The organism is Pandoraea sp. XJJ-1, from assembly GCF_026802345.1.
Classification (GTDB): domain Bacteria; phylum Pseudomonadota; class Gammaproteobacteria; order Burkholderiales; family Burkholderiaceae; genus Pandoraea; species Pandoraea cepalis.
The window spans coordinates 3,579,284-3,598,471 of record NZ_CP113827.1 but is presented as its reverse complement, the minus strand read 5'-3'; the positions used below and the strand labels follow the sequence as shown (position 1 = coordinate 3,598,471).

General features: G+C 65.3%; 15 protein-coding genes, 2 pseudogenes and 1 riboswitch. Of the genes and pseudogenes, 10 read left to right on the top strand and 7 right to left on the bottom strand.

The window, feature by feature from the left end:
- Positions 1 to 158: 158 nt before the first annotated feature.
- Together ribB and OYT13_RS16465 are read right to left on the bottom strand one after the other, a co-directional pair.
- Entirely contained in the window at positions 159 to 902 is a 744-nt protein-coding gene (ribB, locus tag OYT13_RS16470; RefSeq protein WP_261938203.1) for a 3,4-dihydroxy-2-butanone-4-phosphate synthase, read from the bottom strand.
- A gap of 97 nt (positions 903 to 999) precedes the next feature.
- Positions 1,000 to 1,179, bottom strand: a riboswitch (FMN riboswitch).
- Between the two features lie 228 nt (positions 1,180 to 1,407).
- Positions 1,408 to 1,608 carry a heavy-metal-associated domain-containing protein gene (locus OYT13_RS16465; RefSeq protein WP_026131995.1) on the bottom strand — a complete coding sequence of 67 codons (201 nt, stop codon included), beginning with the start codon at positions 1,606 to 1,608 and terminating at the stop codon, positions 1,408 to 1,410.
- Positions 1,609 to 1,879: 271 nt separating this feature from the next.
- On the opposite strand from OYT13_RS16465, the gene OYT13_RS16460 reads away from it, so the two are divergent.
- The 4 genes and pseudogenes from OYT13_RS16460 to OYT13_RS16445 all read left to right on the top strand — a co-directional run bounded on the left by OYT13_RS16460 (position 1,880) and on the right by OYT13_RS16445 (position 6,430).
- A complete protein-coding gene (locus tag OYT13_RS16460; protein ID WP_017234188.1) occupies positions 1,880 to 4,426 on the top strand; it encodes a heavy metal translocating P-type ATPase in 2,547 nt (848 codons plus the stop codon).
- A gap of 174 nt (positions 4,427 to 4,600) precedes the next feature.
- Complete coding sequence (locus OYT13_RS16455) at positions 4,601 to 5,419, top strand: endonuclease/exonuclease/phosphatase family protein (protein WP_268566626.1); 819 nt, start codon at positions 4,601 to 4,603, stop codon at positions 5,417 to 5,419.
- Positions 5,416 to 5,805, top strand: a pseudogene (gene cueR / locus OYT13_RS16450) (Cu(I)-responsive transcriptional regulator); the annotation flags it as partial. The gene OYT13_RS16455 and the pseudogene cueR, both read left to right, overlap by 4 nt.
- Positions 5,806 to 6,289: 484 nt before the next feature.
- Positions 6,290 to 6,430, top strand: coding sequence for a DUF3563 family protein (locus OYT13_RS16445; RefSeq protein WP_017234185.1), 141 nt, complete (start codon positions 6,290 to 6,292; stop codon positions 6,428 to 6,430).
- A gap of 243 nt (positions 6,431 to 6,673) precedes the next feature.
- Here OYT13_RS16445 and OYT13_RS16440 read toward each other — a convergent pair whose 3' ends face one another.
- Together OYT13_RS16440 and OYT13_RS25305 are read right to left on the bottom strand one after the other, a co-directional pair.
- A complete protein-coding gene (locus tag OYT13_RS16440; protein WP_017234184.1) occupies positions 6,674 to 7,138 on the bottom strand; it encodes a DUF995 domain-containing protein in 465 nt (154 codons plus the stop codon).
- An 83-nt stretch (positions 7,139 to 7,221) separates the two neighbouring features.
- On the bottom strand, positions 7,222 to 7,392 hold the full coding sequence (locus OYT13_RS25305) for a hypothetical protein (RefSeq protein WP_442796497.1): 171 nt from the start codon (positions 7,390 to 7,392) through the stop codon (positions 7,222 to 7,224).
- A 153-nt stretch (positions 7,393 to 7,545) separates the two neighbouring features.
- Here OYT13_RS25305 and OYT13_RS16430 point away from each other — a divergent pair, with 153 nt between their 5' ends.
- A complete protein-coding gene (locus OYT13_RS16430; protein WP_017234183.1) occupies positions 7,546 to 8,022 on the top strand; it encodes a nuclear transport factor 2 family protein in 477 nt (158 codons plus the stop codon).
- A gap of 58 nt (positions 8,023 to 8,080) precedes the next feature.
- On the opposite strand, the gene OYT13_RS16425 is transcribed toward OYT13_RS16430, so the two are convergent.
- On the bottom strand, positions 8,081 to 9,391 hold the full coding sequence (locus tag OYT13_RS16425; protein WP_268566625.1) for an Nramp family divalent metal transporter: 1,311 nt from the start codon (positions 9,389 to 9,391) through the stop codon (positions 8,081 to 8,083).
- Between the two features lie 19 nt (positions 9,392 to 9,410).
- Here OYT13_RS16425 and imuA point away from each other — a divergent pair, with 19 nt between their 5' ends.
- The 5 genes and pseudogenes from imuA to OYT13_RS16400 all read left to right on the top strand — a co-directional run bounded on the left by imuA (position 9,411) and on the right by OYT13_RS16400 (position 15,813).
- Entirely contained in the window at positions 9,411 to 10,409 is a 999-nt protein-coding gene (gene imuA, locus OYT13_RS16420) for a translesion DNA synthesis-associated protein ImuA (RefSeq protein WP_261938207.1), read from the top strand.
- Positions 10,339 to 11,877: a Y-family DNA polymerase gene (locus tag OYT13_RS16415; RefSeq protein WP_268566624.1), complete on the top strand. Its 1,539-nt coding sequence runs from the start codon at positions 10,339 to 10,341 to the stop codon at positions 11,875 to 11,877. Before imuA ends, OYT13_RS16415 begins: the two co-directional genes overlap by 71 nt.
- A 21-nt stretch (positions 11,878 to 11,898) precedes the next feature.
- Positions 11,899 to 15,207: an error-prone DNA polymerase gene (locus OYT13_RS16410; RefSeq protein ID WP_268566623.1), complete on the top strand. Its 3,309-nt coding sequence runs from the start codon at positions 11,899 to 11,901 to the stop codon at positions 15,205 to 15,207.
- A gap of 33 nt (positions 15,208 to 15,240) precedes the next feature.
- Positions 15,241 to 15,438 (top strand): annotated as a pseudogene (locus OYT13_RS16405) (type II toxin-antitoxin system RelE/ParE family toxin); the annotation flags it as partial.
- Positions 15,439 to 15,501: 63 nt separating this feature from the next.
- Positions 15,502 to 15,813 carry a HigA family addiction module antitoxin gene (locus OYT13_RS16400; RefSeq protein WP_017231791.1) on the top strand — a complete coding sequence of 104 codons (312 nt, stop codon included), beginning with the start codon at positions 15,502 to 15,504 and terminating at the stop codon, positions 15,811 to 15,813.
- A gap of 61 nt (positions 15,814 to 15,874) precedes the next feature.
- On the opposite strand, the gene OYT13_RS16395 is transcribed toward OYT13_RS16400, so the two are convergent.
- Both OYT13_RS16395 and OYT13_RS16390 read right to left on the bottom strand, forming a co-directional pair.
- Positions 15,875 to 17,245 carry a nucleobase:cation symporter-2 family protein gene (locus OYT13_RS16395; protein ID WP_017231792.1) on the bottom strand — a complete coding sequence of 457 codons (1,371 nt, stop codon included), beginning with the start codon at positions 17,243 to 17,245 and terminating at the stop codon, positions 15,875 to 15,877.
- A gap of 431 nt (positions 17,246 to 17,676) precedes the next feature.
- A complete protein-coding gene (locus tag OYT13_RS16390) occupies positions 17,677 to 19,185 on the bottom strand; it encodes an HDOD domain-containing protein (protein ID WP_017231793.1) in 1,509 nt (502 codons plus the stop codon).
- Positions 19,186 to 19,188: the final 3 nt, after the last annotated feature.

Sequence of the window (19,188 nt, the reverse complement as noted above, 5' to 3'; positions counted from 1 at the left end):
GCGATGGCGCGAGATTATAAAAGTCACGGTGCGCCCCGGGGGTTTCGGCGTTAGAGGGAAGCGTCGAGACCGGAGCACGGCAACGGCGGCTCACGCCGTCGCCGTGATTCGGGTTGTCGTCGTTACCTCGGAAGGAGGGGGCTGGCCGCGCCGCCAGCTCAGGCCGCTTGGGCGTGCCTGCGACGATACTGGGCCAATTCGTCGATGGTCAGGATCGGCAGGCCATGTTGCTCGGCGAAGCGCTCGATGTCGGCGCCGCGCGTCATCGTGCCATCTGGATTCATCAACTCGCACAGCACGGCGGCAGGTTTCAGGCCGGCAAGCACCGCCAGATCGACCGAGCCCTCCGTGTGACCGCGACGCGTCAGCACGCCGCCCGGCTGTGCGCGCAGCGGGAAGACATGGCCCGGGCGGGACAGGTCGGCGGGCTGGGCATCGTCGGCGATGGCGGCGCGAATCGTGGTCACGCGGTCGGCCGCGCTCACGCCGGTGCTCACGCCCTGGCGCGCCTCGATTGTCACGGTGAAGGCCGTGCCATGGCGGCTCTGATTCTGCTCGACCATCGGCGGCAGATCGAGACGGCGCAATGTCTCGTCAGGCAGACACAGGCACACGATGCCACTGCATTCGCGGATCAGCATGGCCATGGTGGCCTGCGTGATTTTCTCGGCGGCGACGATCAGATCGGCCTCGTTCTCGCGGTCCAGGTCGTCCATCAGAATGACCGGACGGCCTTCGCGCATGGCGTCGAGCGCGGCTGGCAGACGGACGTCGACCGGTGCCAGGTTGGCGAACGCCGGGTAGGCATGCAGATCGTCGGTTGTGCGGGTCGCATCGGCCCTGTGAGCGGTCGATGTAACGGCTTGCGATACGGCTTGGGTGGTGCTTTGGGTAACGGACATGAAACGCTCCTCGCGTAAATCAATCGGGCGAAAAACGTTTTCGGGGCATGCGAACGGACGCCTCCATGGGACAGTGCCCCATAGCGCGCGGGTATCGACGCATCTTCTCTCATCCGGACTATGACCGTCGGCTCTGGCTTCGCACCAGATCTGCTGACCCTGTCAGTGTCACGAAAGCGACGGTGACAGGCGCTCGCGGGCTCATGACCCACGCAGCTTGCACTGCGCGGCGTCACATACCGCCGGTGGGGACTTTCACCCCGCCCTGAAGACGTGTATGCCGCAAGCAGCGCGCCTCGCAGTCACTGATCGCGTGGCGTCGTTGCGTAGTCGGCGAGAGAGAGCGTAGCACAGGGTGTTGCTGCGCTGCAGGGAAGACTGCGCGGCGCTCGTGGGAATGATGGCGGACGATTGGCTCAACGTCGGCTCGGGAGGAAGGCCGGCGCGGATGTCGCGCCGACCGCCGATGTGAGCGTTGCGCGACGTCGGACGTGCCAGGCGATGCTCAGGCGTGGGTGCCCTTGACGGTGTACCCGGCGTCGGTGATGACGGCGCTGACCTCGGTGGGCGAGAGGCGGCTTTCGACGTCGACGCGACCCGAGTCCAGATCCACATTGACCTTGGCGGCCGGATCGCGCTCGGTGATCGCACGCGTGACGGCTTTGACGCAATGACCGCAGCTCATTCCTTCGACTTGCACTTGCATGTTGCACTCCTTGAAAGCGGTTTCGGTGACGGTGATCAAACAAATCGATGATAGACCTTCCTACGACAGGAAGCTCAAGCGCTATTTTCAGTGTATTCGCTGGATCGCCCAGACGCAGCCCAAACCCGAGCGGTTCCGGGCGCGCTATCGTAATAAATGACGAGACTGTCATGGGATGGTGTGCGGCAGATTGACGCTGGCGGCTTGACCTTCCCTTCATGGAAAGGTCTATGCTTCGACGCATGATGACAGTCCTCCTGGAGACCCTGAAATGATTCGGAACTGGTCGGTCGGTATCGAAGGCATGACCTGCGCCTCATGTGTGACGCGGGTTGAGAAGGCATTGCGGCGCGCGCCGGGTGTGGCCAGCGCCAACGTCAATCTCGCGACCGAGACGGCGGCCGTGGAAGCTGCGCCCGGCGTGACGCCCGCGGCTCTGCTTGGCGCGGTCGAGACGGCCGTCAACGACGCGGGATACCAGGTGGCGGAGCAATCGTTCGAGTTGGCGATTGGCGGCATGACCTGCGCATCGTGCGTGGGGCGTGTGGAGAAGGCCCTTCGTCAGGTGCCCGGTGTGGTCGAGGCAAACGTGAACCTGGCGACGGAGCGTGCCGCCGTGCGCGGGGTGCGTGGCGTCGTCGACGTGGCGGCGCTCACCGCTGCTGTGGAGCAGGCGGGATACGAGGCGTCGCCAGTCACGGACCCCGCGCAGGCGGCCGCATCCCACGAAGGTCCGGCGTGGTGGCCGGTTGCCGTGGCGGCGGTCTTGTCCCTGCCGTTGTTGTTGCCAATGCTGCTCGAACCCTTCGGCATTCATCTGATGCTGCCGCCGTGGGTGCAATGGTTGCTCGCCACACCGGTGCAGTTCTGGCTCGGGGCGCGCTTCTATCGGGCGGGGTACAAAGCGGTGCGCGCCGGTAGCGGCAATATGGATTTGCTGGTGGCATTGGGCACGTCGGCCGCCTATGGGCTGAGTCTTTACGAATGGTGGCGTGCCCCGGCGCACGGCATGACGCACCTGTATTTCGAAGCGGCGGCCGTGGTCATCACGCTGGTGCTGCTTGGCAAGTGGCTGGAAGCGCGGGCAAAGCGTCGCACCGTGGAAGCGATTCGTGCGCTGGCGGCCTTGCGTCCCGAGACCGCGCGCGTGTTGCGCGATCCGCAGGGCGCGGCGAGCGAGGTGACGGTGCCGCTGGGCCAAGTGAAGGTCGGCGACTGGGTGGTGGTGCGCGCCGGTGAACGGGTGCCTGTCGACGGCGTCATTCGCGAGGGGGCGAGCCAGCTCGACGAGTCGTTGCTGACCGGCGAACCGTTACCGATCGAAAAAGCGGCCGGCGACAAGGTCGTTGGCGGCTCGATCAACGGCGCCGGTACGCTGCGGGTGGAGACGACGGCGGTCGGCGCCGATACGGCGCTGGCCCGCATCATTCGCATGGTCGAAGATGCGCAGGCGGGCAAGGCGCCGATCCAGCGCGCCGTCGATCGGGTGGCCGCGGTGTTCGTGCCGGTGGTGGTGCTGGTCGCCGTCGTGACGCTGGTCGTTGGCTGGGGGCTCGGCATCGGCCTGGAGACAGCGCTGCTCAATGCGGTGGCAGTGCTGGTCATCGCGTGCCCGTGTGCGCTGGGCCTGGCAACGCCTGCCGCGATCATGGTGGGCACTGGGGCGGCGGCACGGCAGGGCATTCTCATCAAAGATGCCGAAGCGCTCGAACTGGCGCACCGCATCCGCGTCGTGGCGTTCGACAAGACGGGCACGTTGACCGAGGGCAAGCCGCGCCTCGTGGCACACCTGCCGGTGACGGGGGTGCGTGCCGATACCTTGCTGCGATGGGCCGCGGCGGTGCAGTCGGGCAGTTCGCATCCGCTGGCGAAGGCGGTCACGACCGCCGCAGCGGAAGCCGGGGTGACCTCGGCGGTGCCGACGGCATTCGACATCGCTGCGCTGCCGGGGAGAGGGATGCGGGCACGTATCGAGGAAGTTGGGGAGGGTGGGGGTGTTGGGGGCGTCGAGAACGCGGGCGCCTCGCGCAACGGTCATACGCTGCAGCTGGGGAACGCGCGGTTGCTTGAGGAGTTGGGTGTCTCGGAAGGGGCGCTGGCTCACGAGGCAGCGCGTCTGGCGGCCGAGGGACGTACCGTCTCGTGGCTGGTCGAGACTTCAGGGGAGGGCGCAAATGTCGAGGCACCGGCGCGCTTGCTTGGGCTGTTGGCGTTCGGTGACACGCTCAAGGCCACGGCGCGGCCGGCCGTCGACCGCTTGCATGCGCTGGGCGTGCGTTGCGTGATGGTGACCGGCGACAACGCGGGGAGCGCCAAGGCGGTCGCCGACGCGTTGGGACTCGACGAGGTGCATGCCAACGTGCTGCCGGAGCACAAGGCGGCGGTGATCGCGCAACTCAAGCGTGACGGCGTGGTCGTAGCGATGGTGGGCGACGGCATTAACGACGCCCCAGCGTTGGCCGCGGCCGACGTCGGCATCGCGATGGGCTCGGGTACCGACGTGGCCATGCAGACGGCGGGCATCACACTCATGCGCGGCGATCCGCTGCGGGTGGCCGATGCCATCGATGTGTCGCGTCGCACCTGGTCGAAGATTCGCCAGAACCTCTTTTGGGCGTTCGCGTACAACGTGGTCGGGATTCCGCTGGCGGCGTTCGGGCTGTTGAGCCCGGTGATTGCGGGGGCGGCGATGGCGCTCAGCAGCGTGAGTGTGGTGAGCAACGCGTTGCTGCTGCGGCGCTGGCGTTCATCGGCGACGCAAGACGTCAGTGCCGGCGCTGCCGCCAAGATTGGCGAGGCCCGCAGCGCGAGTGCTTGAGGGCGGTTTGCCCGGGCACAAGGCGAACGGCGCATAATGAATTTGTTAGAGGCACGCGCGGTCGGCGACTGCCCGATGCGTTGCCTGAATTTTTAATTGACTTGAAATTCGTCGAAAGCGGCATCATTTGATTGGTATCGTCTGCCTTCCGGCGCGGAATGAATCCTGCCGAACATGAATAGCCTCCATATCGCAAGTTACAACATCCACAAGGGCTTTTCCGCATTCAACCGTCTGCGTGTTCACGAACTGCGTGCCGGCTTGGAAGGGCTTGCGCCGGATCTGGTCTTCTTGCAGGAAGTGCAGGGCCTGCATCAGGGGCATGCGGTGCGTCACAGGAATTGGCCGGTGCAGCCGCAACACGAGTTTCTGGCCGGCGCCATGTGGCGCGATCACGCGTATGGGCGCAATGTCGTCTATGAACAGGGGCATCATGGCAATGCGATTCTGAGCCGTTATCCGATCGTCAGGTCGGACAACCACGACATCACAACCTATAGTTTTGAGAAGCGCGGCATGCTTCACTGCGAGATTGCCGTGCCGGGTCTGAAGCAGCCGCTGCATTGCCTGTGTGTGCATTTGTCGTTGGCCGGACATGGTCGCCGTCGCCAGTTCGAAATGTTGACGGAGCGTGTGGCCGACGCTATTCCCGCCGATGCGCCGTTGATTATCGCGGGTGACTTCAATGACTGGAGCAATCAGGCAGACCGGTTGCTGGCGGAACGCTTGGCGCTGACCGAGGTGTTTCAGAACCGCGGGGGGCGTCCGGCGCGCAGTTTTCCGAGCGGATTGCCGCTTTTACGACTTGACCGCATTTACGCACGAGGCTTTCATATCGAAGGGGCGCAGGTTTTACACGGGCGTCCCTGGTCACGGATTTCCGATCATTCACCGATCAGCGCCCGACTTGTGCCGTCGGACGCCAACAGGACGATGAGCGGTTCCTCCACTCCCGTCGTTCAACCCTCGTTCCCCCCAGTGAGGCAGCCATGAACATCGGACAAGCGGCGCAGGCCAGCGGCGTCACGGCCAAGATGATCCGGTACTACGAAAGTATCGGCCTGATGCCCCCGAGTCCCCGCTCCGAGGCGGGTTACCGGCGATATGGCGAGCCGGATCTCCATCTGCTTCGCTTCATTCGCCAGGCGAGGCGGCTGGGTTTTGGGATCGATCAGATCCGTCAACTGCTGGCACTATGGCAGGATCGAGACCGATCCAGCGCGCAGGTGAAGGCGTTGGCGCAAACCCATGTCGATGAACTCAACCAACGCATCGGTGAATTGGTGGCCATGCGCGACACGCTCTCTCATCTCGCCATGCACTGTCACGGTGATGATCGTCCAGACTGCCCGATACTCGAGGGGATCGCTGCCGCTGACCTTCCCGGTGACCTGGGCGGCAAGGGGGCGCGTTTCGCGAGCGCGATAGCGTCGTGCGGTCCGGCGCAGTCGGCCACAGCCTCAGACGCCGCAACCGGCACCGATGCCCCGGCGTCGGCAGGCGGCTCGGTCAGTGACAGCGAGGGGCAGATCCGTCACGTCCCCCAGCCCTAACACATGAAGTCGACATGACCGGCTGACGCCCGATATCCCCTATGACGCGCCGCAATGACGGCGCTTTTTTTGTTTCCTGAATTTTGATTCGCCCGCTGCGACAGCATGCCGCAGCGGGTGTTGCGTTACGTCGACAGCCGAATATGTATTTGATTTTAAATAGAATTTTCACGAATTGACTGGATTCGAAGTGAGCCTCTAGCAGATTTTTGATGTTTTTCGCAAATAGGGGCTAACCCTTAACGGGAAAACCCTATACAATGCGAAGCACTGCTGCAATGCAGCACACTAAATGAATTGGAGAAACATCATGGTTGCCGCCCTGTTTGAAGTCGTGAACACTTGGTTTGAAACGGCTGAGCGTCGTCGTCGCGAAGCGTTCCTGGCTGAGTCGAAGGACATCATTGAGTTGGAACAACGTATCCGCGCGCTCGAAACCGCCGGTTACTAAGCAAGTTTGTAGCAAGTCCCTCCGGACGAACGGTCGTCGCTGGCGCAATCAGGCAAGTCGATCGTCACAGCGGGCGATCCCCGTCATCCATGCGATGGCGTGCGACGGCGCCCAACCGTGAGTCCGGATGCCAATCCCTGCGGTTTCGGGGTTGGCGAGTGCAAGCCCGCCACTTTGGCGGGCTTTGTCGTTAATGTCCTGCCCTTTCGTCCTTCGCTTTCGCCGTACCCCGGCGGAACGTGTCTATTTCTCGATTCTGAACTCGGTGGCGAGCGCCGCGCCGTTGGCGAGCGAGGTCACACCGTAGTACTTGTCACCGACCTTGAACATGAAGCGGCACCAGTTCTCGGTCATCGCGCGCCATTCGAGGTTCACGCAATACGAACCGTTGTCGTTGACCGACCACGTGCCGGTGGCGTGAGCGACCTGGTTCGCGCGGCTACCCGACCCGATGCTGCCCTTGTTGTCGCTCGTGGCATTGAGCGACCCATTGGTGTCGTTGATCCATTTGCGCGTACTGCCGTTGTTGGCGAGGTGGGTGATGTGCGCGCCGGGCATGAGCGAGCGCAATTCGTCGACACTGAGTTGCTGACCGCTGGCACTCTTGATATCGGAGAGATGCATCGGGTCCGCGTGGGCGAACGACGACAGTGCGAGCAGGCCGGTAGCAAGGAATGCCGTGGCGGGGGAAGTGAAGCGGCGGACCATGATGACTCCCGGACGAAGCCTGCCAATGTTGCGTGCAGGCCGACGGAACACGCGTCGCGATCGGTCGTGCGTGCCGTCAGACGTTATCGTCCCGCATTGAGACGCGGTGTCGCTATCGGTCCAGATGATGCGCTATTACTATAGGCGACAAGCGGGCGTCTGCACAGATGCGTGCCGTCCGGGGCGCGCGGTGAGCAACCCATCGCCTCGTCCCCGAAGATCTCGCGCAGCTTGGCCGGACTGACCTGGTGGATGTCGCCGGCTACGGTCAGGTCGTTCTGGCGGAACGACTCGTCGTCGTGTTAGTGCGTCGACGGAGGTATGCGCGCCGCTGCGCCAAGCGCCAAGCGCAGCTTGGCGATACACTCGCACGGCTTTCCCCTCGTACTTTCGATAGGAGTGTTGTCATGGCCGACAGTGAAGCCCGCCCGCCGTTTCCGCCATTCACGCGTGAGACTGCAATTCAGAAGATTCGTATGGCCGAGGACGGCTGGAACTCGCGCGATCCTGCACGGGTTGCGTTGGCCTATACGGTCGACAGCCGCTGGCGCAATCGGGCCGAATTTCCGCGTGGCCGTGAACAGATCGTCGAATTCCTGACGCGTAAATGGCAACGCGAACTCGACTACCGGCTAATCAAGGAACTGTGGGCGTTTACCGAGAATCGCATCGCGGTGCGGTTCGCTTACGAATGGCGAGACGATTCGGGCAGTTGGTTCCGTTCGTATGGCAACGAAAACTGGGCGTTCGACGCGCAAGGGCTTATGGCCGAGCGCCATGCCAGCATCAACGACTCGCGCATCACCGAAGGCGAGCGCCTGTTCCATTGGCCGCAGGGGCGCCGTCCCGACGATCATCCGGGATTGACCGAACTCGGGCTGTAAAGCCGGCGGGCATGGCGACGATGACGCTGACGCGCGTCGCGTCGCCGTTTGCGCGACCTCAGTCCAACCCGACGATGAGCAGCAGGTTAGTGGCGGTGATGACCGCGAAGAGGCCCCACGCGAGCGCCTGTGCGGGACGCCCGAGCGTGTTGCCGTTCATCACGCGCGGGTCGCTCACCGAGCGGATGAGCGGCCACATGGCGAACGGCAGTTGCAGACTGAGCAGCACCTGACTCCATACCAGCAGCTTGCCCACGGCGCCGTCGCCGAGCCACAGCACGCCGATCAGCGCGGGCACGAGCGCCAGCCCGCGCGTGATCAGACGACGCTGATAGCAGGGGATCCGGGCGTGCAGAAATCCGTCCATGATGACTTGCCCGGCGATCGTCCCGGTGAGCGTGGAACTTTGTCCCGACGCAAGCAGGGCGATGCCGAACAGGAAGGCCGCGGCGCCGCCCGCAAGCGGCGTGATGAGCCGATATGCCTGCTCGATATCGGTGACGTTGGTCTGGCCGCTGGCGTGAAATACCGAACCCGCCAGTATCAGAATGGCCGCATTCACGCACATGGCGAGCGCGAGCGAGACCCATGTGTCGATGCGCACCAGCGCGAGGGTGTCGCGCACGTCGCCGCGTTTGCCGCCGACCACCCGCCGCGTCTGCACGACCGACGAATGCAGGTACAGATTGTGCGGCATGATCGTGGCACCGACGATGCCGAGCGCCAGCACGAGGGCATCGTGCCGGTCGTGGCTGGGCGCACCCGGCATGAGACCGGCGGCCACCGCATGCCAATCGGGCGGCACCATGACCACTTGCGCGACGAAGCACAGCGCCATCGTGCCGATCAAGCCGAAGACAATGGCTTCGATCTGACGGAAGCCTTTGCCCTGCAGGCCGAGCACGATCATCGTGTCGAGCGCGGTGAGGACGATGCCCCAGGCGATCGGCACCCCCAGCAATAGCTTGAAGGCGAGCGCACAGCCCAGGACTTCGGCGATATCGCAGGCGACGATCGAGATCTCGGCGGTGATCCACTGGACGAGTCGTCCCGCCCGCCCGTAGCGCTCGTAGCTCGCCTGCGCGAGGTCGCGCCCGGCGACCAGTCCCAGCCGGGCAGCGAGCATCTGGAGAAAGATGGCGGCAAGGCTGGAGAGCGCCACCACCCAGAGCAGCGAATAGCCGAATTGCGATCCGGCCTGGATGTCCGTCGCCCAGTTGCCGGGGTCCATATAGCCGATGGCGACGAGCAGGCCCGGGCCGGCAAAACGCTTGAGTTTGATCCAGCGGGGTTCGCGTGCGTCGATGACGATGCTGCCTTTGACTTCGGAAGGACAGAAGGGCGCAGTGGCGGTGGTCGGCAGCGGCATGAGAAAAGGAGATCGGTCGATGACGCCAACGGTAGCCGGGCCGGCGCCTGCCCGCAAGCGCGATCATGGCGGCGGCAAGGTCACGGATATCACGGCGGTGGCAGATGAACTGCTATACTGTACATTCATACAGTATTTTGGGTGCGCGATGACCCTGCCACTTTCCTCTTTGCCTGCCGGGCTGTGGCGCGCCAGTGAACTGGCGCATTGCCACCGTGCTGGCCACACCACGGGTTTTGCCGCGCTGGACGCCGAGCTGCCCGGCGCCGGGTGGCCGCATGGTGCGGTGACGGAGTTGCTGAGCGAGCGTCCGGGCATCGGTGAATGGCGGTTGCTGGCCCCGACGCTACGCGATCTCACGCAGGCGGGCCAGCCGGTGATGGTGATTGCGCCGCCGATGCTGCCATATGCCCCGGCGCTGGCGGGATGGGGCATCGATCTGCGCTGGCTCAGTGTCGTGATGCGTCCGGTGAGTCCGGCACGTCAGGCGCCTCGGGCGCGCGGCACACGCGGCCTGAAGGCGGAGGATCGCGACATGCTCTGGTGTGCCGAGCAGGCCCTCAAAAGCGCGTGCTGCGGGGCGGTGCTCACCTGGCTTCCGGCCGCGACGCCCGAGCAGATCCGGCGGCTTCAGGTCGCGGCCGGTGGCGGCGAGACGCTGACCTGGGTGGTGCGAGGGCCCGCCGCCGTCGCGACCGCCTCGGCGGCACCGTTGCGACTGGGGCTTGCCGTTGGGCCGGGGAGTCGTCTCGGCGTGCAGTTTCACAAGCGGCGGGGGCCGCCGCGTCTCGAACCGCTCTGGCTGACGTTGCCCGCGCCGTATGCGCATGTCTCGCAACCGGTGACGGGCGCGGCCGACGATGCGCGGCCGGGGCCTGTCGGGCCTGGTCCGGCACCTTCGTCCACACCGTCCACGGTGCCTTTGGTTTCTGTTTCCGGAGTCTCGCATGGCTTGCTGGATCGCCCTGCATCTGCCCTATCTGGCGCTCGAGATCGCCTCTCCGCTCACACCGGCTGACACGCTGACCGACACAACGGTCGTGCTGGCGCAGTCGCGTGTCTGGCAGGCGAGTGAGGCGGCGCAGGCAGCCGGCGTGCAACCCGGCATGCGCCGTGGCGGCGTGCTGGCGCTATTGCCGCAGGCGCGATTCCACGATCGCGACGAAGCGGCCGAGACGGTCGCGCTCGAGGCGCTGGCGCTGGCCTTGCTGCGCTTCGGCCCCGACGTTGCGATCGCCTCGCCACAATGCGTGCTGATCGACGTGGCACCGAGCCTGCGCCTGTTTGGCGGTCTGGCATCGCTGGCGGCGCAGGTGTTTGAGAGTGCCGAGGCGCTCGGGCACCGGGCGTCGTTGGGCCTTGCCGCCACGGCCAGCGCGGCGGCGCTGCTCGCGCGTGCCGGTACTCCTTGTCGGCCGCCGCGGTTGCCACCGACACCACCGACGCCGATGACGCTGCCGCAATCCCTCGATTCCCGCTCGGTCGCCTTGTTGCCCGAGGCGCAGCCGTGGCTCGACTGGCTCGCGCAAATCGGCTGTGTGACGTTGGGCGAACTGCGCGCGCTGCCTGCTGCGGGCGTGCGGCGCCGCTGCGGTGCGGAACTGCCCGCTGCGCTTTCCCGGGCCTATGGCGAGACGCCGGAGGCCCCCGCCTGGTATCGCGCCCCGCCCCATTTCGAGGCGGTGCTGCCGCTGCCATCGCTCACGCATGACGTGGATGTGCTGCTCTTCGGTCTGCGCCGTCTGCTCGCCCAACTCACGGGATGGCTGGCCGCCGGGCAACTGGCCACGCGCGCGCTCGCGCTGGTGCTCGAGCATGAGCCGCTCGGGCGGCAAACGCTGGCACCGACGCGTTTCGACATCCGTCTTGCCGAAGCGAGTGCGGCGCCCGCGCACTTGCTGTCGTTGTGCAAGGAGCGGCTGGCCCGCTCGCCACTGGTGGCCCCGGTGCTGACGTTGCGGCTCGATGTCACGCAGACGGCGCCCCATGTGCCGCAAAGCGGCTCGCTCCTGCCGGAGCCGGGCCGCGCCCGGCAGGATTTTGTGCAACTGATGGAGCGTGTGGCGGCGCGGTTGGGCGACGAGCACGTGCGGCGTTTGCAGGTGCGTGGCGATCACCGGCCCGAGGCGGCGTTCGTCAGCTTGCCGTATGGGGCGTCCGGCAATCCTTCCCATGCCTCCCACGGCACGATGTCCGGCGCGGTCGGTCATCGGCCCGATGGCGAGTCCCTGTTGCCGCCGCGCCCGGCGTGGCTGCTCGATGTACCGCAGCGCCTCGGCGTACGTCAGGAGCGCCCGTGGCGGCAGGGGCCGCTACAACTGATGAGCGGTCCTGAGCGTATCGAAGCCGGCTGGTGGGAGCCAGGCACCGTCACGCGCGACTACTTCATTGCGGCCGATATCACGGGGGCGTTGTTGTGGGTGTTTCGCGAGCGGCCCGTGAATGGGGCGGATGCCGCGTGGTACTTGCATGGCCTGTTCGGCTGAGTCCGGCGGGTCCGCTGTGCGATGAATGTCGACGATTTCCTGCCGTGGCAAGGCCCGACCGAAGGGCTGGCCGCCAATGATGAGCGTGCCGACGCGGCCGGCGCCGATCCGGCGGCGCCCCCCGATCCGCGTGCGGCCGACGACGGCAGCCTGCCTGCCTATGCCGAACTGCACTGCCTGTCGAATTTCTCGTTCCAGCGTGGCGCGTCGCATCCGGAGGAACTGATCGCGCGGGCCGCGCACCTGGGCTACACCGCGCTGGCGATGACCGACGAGTGCTCGCTGGCCGGTGTCGTTCGCGCACTGGCCGAGGCGGTGCAGTATCCGTCGGTGTCGTTGATCGTGGGCAGCGAGTTTCGTCTGACGCCCGAGGACAGCGCAGCCGCGCTGGGCAGTGTGCATCTGGTCGCGCTTGCGCAGCACCGCGAAGGCTACGGCAATCTTTCCGAGATGATTACACTCGGTCGCATGCGCGGCCCGAAGCGCGGTTATCGGTTGCACGCGCGAGACTTCAGCGCGCCGGCAACCGGGCAGGCGCATCTGCGGGGTCTGCCGGGGTGCCTGATGATCCTGGTGCCGGAGACCGGCGCGAGTCCCGAGCGCACGCTGGCCCAAACCCGCTGGGCGGCACAGACGTTCGGCGAAGGACGCGTGTGGCTCGCGCTCGAACGCCATCACCGAGCCGACGACGACGCGCATCTGGCCCGGCTGCGGGCGATCTCCGCCGAGTGCGACGTGCCGCTCGTCGCCACCGGCCATGTCCTCATGCATGTGCGCTCGCGCAAGCCGTTGCAGGACACGCTCACCGCCATTGGACTGGGCAAGCCGGTGCAGGCCTGCGGATTGGCGCTCGCCGCCAATGCGGAGCAGCATCTACGCACGCGGTTGCGGCTCGCGTGGCTCTATCCGCCGGACGCCCTGGCGCAAACGATTGCCATCGCCTCGCGTTGCCATTTCGATCTGCGCAGCCTGCGTTACGAGTATCCCGAGGAACTGGTGCCCGCCGGGCATACGCCGGTGACGTATTTGCATCAGGAAGTCGAGGCCGGCGCGGCGCGGCGCTATCCGAACGGGGTACCGCAGAAGGTGCGTCGTCTCATCGAAAGCGAACTGACGCTGATCCGGGAGCTGGCGTACGAGCCGTATTTCCTGACGGTCTACGACATCGTGCGTTTCGCCCGCAGCCAGAACATCCTGTGCCAGGGGCGCGGGTCGGCGGCCAACTCGGCGGTGTGCTATTGCCTGGGAATCACGGCGGTCAATCCTGACGAGGTGCAGGTGCTGTTCGGGCGTTTTCTGTCGAAGGAGCGCAACGAGCCGCCCGATATCGATGTGGACTTCGAGCATCAGCGGCGCGAAGAGGTGATCCAGTACATCTACGACAAGTACGGCACCGACCGGGCGGCGCTGGCTGCGACGGTGATTTCGTATCGCATGCGCAGTGCGGTGCGCGACACGGGGCGGGCGCTGGGCATCGATCTGTCGATTGTCGAGCAGGTCGCGCAGAGTCAGCAGTGGTGGGACGGTCGCGAGAATCTGCTCGCGCGCATGGCGGCACAAGGGTTGTCGCCCGACGCCCCGACCACGCGGCTATGGGCGGATCTGGTCGCCCGGCTGATCGGCTTTCCCCGGCATTTGTCGCAGCACGTGGGCGGTTTCGTGATTTCGCGCGACAAGCTCTCGCGCCTGGTGCCGATTGCGCCGGCGGCGATGGACAAGCGTTACGTCATTCAGTGGGACAAGGACGATATCGAGACGCTCAAGCTGCTCAAGGTCGATGTGCTGGCGCTCGGCATGCTGAGCGCGTTGCGCCGCACGCTCGATCTGCTGGGGGAATGGCGCGGTGAGCCGATCTCGCTGGCGGACATTCCGCGCGACGATCCGGCGACGTACGGCATGATTCGTCGTGCCGATACCGTGGGTGTCTTCCAGATCGAGTCGCGTGCGCAGATGAGCATGTTGCCGCGCTTGAAGCCGGACAAGTTCTACGACCTGGTGATCGAGGTGGCGATCGTGCGGCCGGGGCCGATTCAGGGCGGGATGGTGCATCCGTATCTGCGTCGCAAGCAGGGCAAGGAGGACGTGGTCTATCCGCGCGAGGAGATCAAGGCGGCGCTCGAGCGCACGCTGGGCGTGCCGATCTTTCAGGAGCAGGTGATGCAGATCGCGATGATCGCCGCCGATTTCTCGGCCGGCGATGCCGATCAGTTGCGTCGTTCGATGGCGGCCTGGAAACGCAAGGGCGGGCTCGAGAAATTCCAGACCCGCATCATCGACGGGATGCTGAAAAACGGCTATCCGCGCGAGTTTGCCGAGGCCATCTGCCGCCAGATCGAGGGCTTTGGCGAGTACGGTTTTCCGGAGAGTCATGCGGCAAGCTTCGCACTGCTCGCCTATGCGAGTGCGTGGCTCAAGTGTCATGCACCGGAGATGTTCCTGTGCGGGTTGCTCAACAGTTTGCCGATGGGATTCTATTCGGCGTCGCAGCTGGTGCAGGATGCGCGACGGCATCATGTCGAGGTGCGCGCGGTCGACGTTTGCGTGAGCGATGTCGAGTCGCGTCCCGAGGCGCGCATCGGGCGGTACGGCAATGCCCGCCGGCCGGCGGTGCGGCTAGGGCTGTCGCTGGTCAAGGGCTTGTCCGACGACGGGGCGCGCGCGATCGAGCGTGCGCGTCGGCAGCGACCGTTTACCGACATCGACGATCTGACCGCGCGGACTGCGTTGTCACGTCGGGACCTCGACGCCCTGGCGGCTGCCGACGCGCTGTCGGCGTTGCTCGGCGGTCGGCGGCAGGCGCGCTGGGCGGTCGCCGCATGGCAGCCACCCACGCCGCTGCTGGGGGCGACGGTGCTGCGCGACGCGGTGCCGGGCAGTGCCGACGAGCAGGTGGCGCTGCCGCCGATGGCCGAGGGGCAGGACATCGTGGCCGATTACGCAAGCACGGGGCTGACGCTGCGGCGTCACCCGCTGCTGCTGTTGCGCGAGACGCTCACCCGGATGCGGGTGCGAACGGCGAGGGATTTGCAGACCGAGGGCGTGCACGGGCGCCGGGTGCGCACGGCGGGCATTGTGACGGGACGGCAGCGCCCGGGCACGGCCAATGGCACGGTCTTCGTCTCGCTGGAAGACGAAACGGGCGTCATCAACGTGATTGTCTGGCCCGATCTGGTCGAATCGCAGCGCACGGCGTTGCTGGCGTCGTCCTTATTGGGGGTGGAAGGGGTATGGCAACGCGAGGAGCGCGTGACCCATCTGGTGGCGCATCGTCTGGTCGATCTCTCGTCGATGCTCGGCGAACTCACGATCTCGAGTCGGAACTTTCACTAAGGGGACTTCGATAGGATGGGGTGTCTCCGGCCCCCCGCCATGCGCAAGCTTCAGCAATTGCATGCCGCCGCGACACTCGCTTTCTCGCGCGCACTGCCGGGTAACCGGCTCGAGGCGCTGAGAGGAAATCGCCTGGGGCAGTACAGCATTCGTATCAACGATCAGTGGCGCTTGTGTTTTCGCTTCGACGCGGGCAACGCCTCGGACGTCGAGATCGTGGATTACCACTGATCGGATGGGCGGGCGCGTTCCGATAATTCTGCGGATTCTGCTAAAGGTCGACGGAGGCCGAAGATGACCCGACAAGTACCCCTGGCGACGCCGGGCGAGATTCTCGCGCAGGACTGGCTGGGCCCGATGGGGCTTTCTCAATATGCGCTGGCGAGGGCCATTGACGTGCCGCCTCGCCGCATCAACGAAATTGTCCTGGGCAAGCGTGCGATTACCGTCGATACGGCGCTGCGCCTGGGGGCGTTCTTCGGCGTGGATGCACAGAGCTGGCTCAATCTGCAAAATCAGTACGATGCCGAGATCGCACGCGCCAACATGGCCGATGTGCTGCGCGACATCAAGCGACGTGCCCGGGATCTTCTCGCTACGGCGTGATGCTCCCCCCAACGACACGTCAGCCGTTGCCGTCGCGCGTCGACGGATGTCATGCCATTGCTCAATGCGCGGCGTCGGCCTGCTTGCCGGCCGCTTGCGCGAGGGCGCTCGCTTCGGCTTCGCTGCGCAGGCCGTTGAAGTGCGCGTTGAGCAGCACCGCGCTGATCGACGCGAGCAGAATGCCGCTGTGGAAGAACGGGGCGAGTGCATGCGGCAGTTTCATGAAGAACTTGTCCGACGCCACCGGAATCATCCCCACGCCAATACTGATCGCGATGATGTACAGGTTGTAACGATTCTTCGACAGGTCCACCGTCGAGAGAATCTTCACCCCCGTGGCCGTCACCATGCCGAACATCACGATGCCCGCGCCCCCCAGCACGAACTGCGGCACCGACGCCACCACGTGTGCCACCTTCGGAAACAAGCCCAGCGCGATCAGGATCAGGCCCCCCATGGCACACACCCAGCGGCTCTTCACCCCGGTCACGCCGACCAACCCCACGTTCTGCGAAAACGAGGTGTAGGGGAACGTGTTGAAGATGCCACCGATCATCGTGCCCAGCCCATCGACGCGCAAGCCGCGCACCAGCGTCTTCCTGTCGACCGGACGGCCGACAATGTCGCCCACCGCCAGGAACATGCCGGTCGATTCGATGAACGTCACGAGCATGACCAGCGTCATCGTCGCAATGGCAACCGGATCGAAGCGTGGCACGCCGAAATGGAACGGCATGACGAAGCCGAACCACGGCGCGTCGGATACGCCCGCAAACGACACTTTGCCCAGCGCCATCGCCACGATCGTGCCGAACAGAATGCCCAGCAGCACCGCAATGTTGGCGAAGAAGCCGCGCACGTACTTGGTGATGAACAAAATGCACAGGAGCACGGCGAACGACACGCCCAGATAGAGCGGATTGCCGTAATCGGGATTGCCGAAGCCGCCCGCCGCCCAGTTGATGCCCACGCCCATGAGGGAGATGCCGATCACCGTGATGACGGTCCCGGTCACCACCGGTGGGAACAGCCGCAGCAGCTTGCCGATGAGCGGTGCCATCAGAATGCCGATCAGGCCCGAGGCAATGGTCGCGCCATAGATATCGAGCAACCCGAGATCGGGATTCGTGCCGATGGCGATCATCGGCGTGACGGCGGTAAACGTCACCCCCATCATGATCGGCAGACGCAAGCCGAAGATCCACAGGCCGAGTGTCTGGATCAAGGTGGCGATCCCGCAGGCGAACAGATCGGCGTTGATCAGAAACGCGACCTGATCGACCGACATGTGGAGCGCACCGCCGACGATCAACGGTACCGCCACCGCCCCCGCATACATCACCAGTACGTGTTGCAGTCCCAGCGTGAACAACTTGGGGAGCGGCAGGCGCTCGTCGACCGGATGCACCGGTGCAGCAGCAGATTGCGTCATGTCTTCTCCTGGTCCGACGGTACGAATCGATTTACATGGTGGAACCGAGCGTAAATTTTTTACCGAGGCGCAGCGAGTGCCGTCAAAAATGCAGAGCGGATGGTGTGGGGTGCGTCGTGCTCGCCCCCCGGCGGGGCGTCATGGAGAAAAATTGAGGCATCGTGACAGGGTACGCCGGTTGGCGCCGCAGCGGGCGACTTCCCGGAAAGCCTTACGACGTATGGCTCGGACGTTGCGGGGGCGTGACAGGCGGGAGGGGGCGCGAAGCGTTCGGACGCGTGCGAATCGTACCGAGCTGTGCGGCGGCCGTTGGCCGCGCGCCGAGGATCATATCGAATCCGCAATACTAAAGATTGCAACTGACGTATGAATCTCGGCGACAGTGCGATACCGGGATATCGCCCCGCCACAACGCCGTAAGGCGGCGCGGCTCAGCGTGTGCCGGTTGTGCCGGAGGCCTTGCGGGCGAGCATATCGCCGGCATTGGCGGTAATGCCCGCGCCACCGCTTTGCTGTGCCACGCTATCGAGCTTGCTGGAGATCTCGTTGCCCATGTGCTGCAGGAATTCCAGCTCCTTCGCGCCGATGCCTCCCGCGCACAGCGTGCCGCCCCAGTCGCCGTAAAGCAGTGCCACGGTCTGGTTACGTTGGCGAACTGGCAGCAGGAAGAACGACTTCACGTTCGAGAAATGCTCACGGTGCCACATCGGAATACGCGGCACGATACGCGGCTCGCGAGCGTTGTCGATCAGAATCGCGCGGCCGTTGGTCAGAGCCAGATGGAAGACGTCCGGTTCGAAGGCTTCGGGGAACGACAGGCCCAGCGCGGGCTGCACGTCGCGGCCGATGCCGAAGCGCAGCTCGAACGACTTGCCCGCCGGCACGCGCACGAAGGCCGCGCAGTTGGCGAAACCCAGCGACTGCATGATCGCTTCGAGCGTCAGGTTGAGCAGACCGACCGCGTCGGTCTCGCCCGTGGCGGCCCGCACTTCCGAGAGACCGTCTGCCAGACGTCGCGCCGAGTCCAGCGGCTTGCCCGCCGGCGGCTGGCGCGTGCTCGACGCCTTGGTGCTGATCGCAATGAATTCCTGGTGGCTCGTGTCGCGCACCATTTCTTCGCCCACGGACACCACGTCTCGCACGTCCAGCGCGAGACGGTCGGCATAGCGCTCCGCCAATTCGGCCAGACGCTCCGGGTCGGCCCCGCGCGTGAGTTCCGTCACCATCTCGTTGGACATGTTCGCCACCGCACACAGCCAATCGCTATGCGAGAGCGGGGCGTCGCCCTCCAGATCGATCGGACGCATGCTCGTCGCGATCGACTCCGGCAAGCCCCACTTGCGGGCCGCCGCTTCGGCCAACTCCGGGAACGAGATGGCGAGCACCTGTTCGCAGGCGTCGCTGTCGCTGATGCCTTGCGCTGCGGCGAGGGTCTGGATTTCCCCCCATTCGGCCGGGAAGCAATAGGTCACGAGCAGTCGTGCGACATGGTGCAGCAAGGTGCAGACTACGGCTTCCTCGCCGTCGCGAATGCCATTCTTGGCGGTGATGTCACGGGCGAACGCCCCGGCGAGCGTGGCGCGCGCAAGTTCGCGGGCCATGTCGTCGCGCTGTGCGGCGACTTCACCGAAACCCTCGAGCAGTTTCAGGCTCAGGGCGAGGTGGCCGATCGTGTCGACACCGAGAATCATGATGGCGCGCGAGACCGTCGTCACGTTGCAGCCGAACGGCGCATACATGGCGGAGTTGGCCAGGCGGATCACTTTCTGGGTGAGGGCGAAGTCGGATAGCACCGACGCCGCCAGGTCGGCCGTGCTCGTGCTCTCGCTTTGCATGGCGCTCACGATGCCGCTGACGGAGCGCTGCAGCGACGGAAATTCGCCGCGCTCAGCCAGGCGCTGCCACAACAATTCGAGCGTTTTTTCTTTGGTCAGGCTCATGGT

What these genes read in the sequence shown, in the direction of transcription:
- ribB (WP_261938203.1), bottom strand. Translation starts at nt 902, where the DNA reads ATGTCCGTTACCCAAAGCACCACCCAAGCCGTATCGCAAGCCGTTACA.
- OYT13_RS16465 (WP_026131995.1), bottom strand. Translation starts at nt 1,608, where the DNA reads ATGCAAGTGCAAGTCGAAGGAATGAGCTGCGGTCATTGCGTCAAAGCC.
- OYT13_RS16460 (WP_017234188.1), top strand. Translation starts at nt 1,880, where the DNA reads ATGATTCGGAACTGGTCGGTCGGTATCGAAGGCATGACCTGCGCCTCA.
- OYT13_RS16455 (WP_268566626.1), top strand. Translation starts at nt 4,601, where the DNA reads ATGAATAGCCTCCATATCGCAAGTTACAACATCCACAAGGGCTTTTCC.
- OYT13_RS16445 (WP_017234185.1), top strand. Translation starts at nt 6,290, where the DNA reads ATGGTTGCCGCCCTGTTTGAAGTCGTGAACACTTGGTTTGAAACGGCT.
- OYT13_RS16440 (WP_017234184.1), bottom strand. Translation starts at nt 7,138, where the DNA reads ATGGTCCGCCGCTTCACTTCCCCCGCCACGGCATTCCTTGCTACCGGC.
- OYT13_RS16430 (WP_017234183.1), top strand. Translation starts at nt 7,546, where the DNA reads ATGGCCGACAGTGAAGCCCGCCCGCCGTTTCCGCCATTCACGCGTGAG.
- OYT13_RS16425 (WP_268566625.1), bottom strand. Translation starts at nt 9,391, where the DNA reads ATGCCGCTGCCGACCACCGCCACTGCGCCCTTCTGTCCTTCCGAAGTC.
- imuA (WP_261938207.1), top strand. Translation starts at nt 9,411, where the DNA reads ATGACGCCAACGGTAGCCGGGCCGGCGCCTGCCCGCAAGCGCGATCAT.
- OYT13_RS16415 (WP_268566624.1), top strand. Translation starts at nt 10,339, where the DNA reads ATGGCTTGCTGGATCGCCCTGCATCTGCCCTATCTGGCGCTCGAGATC.
- OYT13_RS16410 (WP_268566623.1), top strand. Translation starts at nt 11,899, where the DNA reads ATGAATGTCGACGATTTCCTGCCGTGGCAAGGCCCGACCGAAGGGCTG.
- OYT13_RS16400 (WP_017231791.1), top strand. Translation starts at nt 15,502, where the DNA reads ATGACCCGACAAGTACCCCTGGCGACGCCGGGCGAGATTCTCGCGCAG.
- OYT13_RS16395 (WP_017231792.1), bottom strand. Translation starts at nt 17,245, where the DNA reads ATGACGCAATCTGCTGCTGCACCGGTGCATCCGGTCGACGAGCGCCTG.
- OYT13_RS16390 (WP_017231793.1), bottom strand. Translation starts at nt 19,185, where the DNA reads ATGAGCCTGACCAAAGAAAAAACGCTCGAATTGTTGTGGCAGCGCCTG.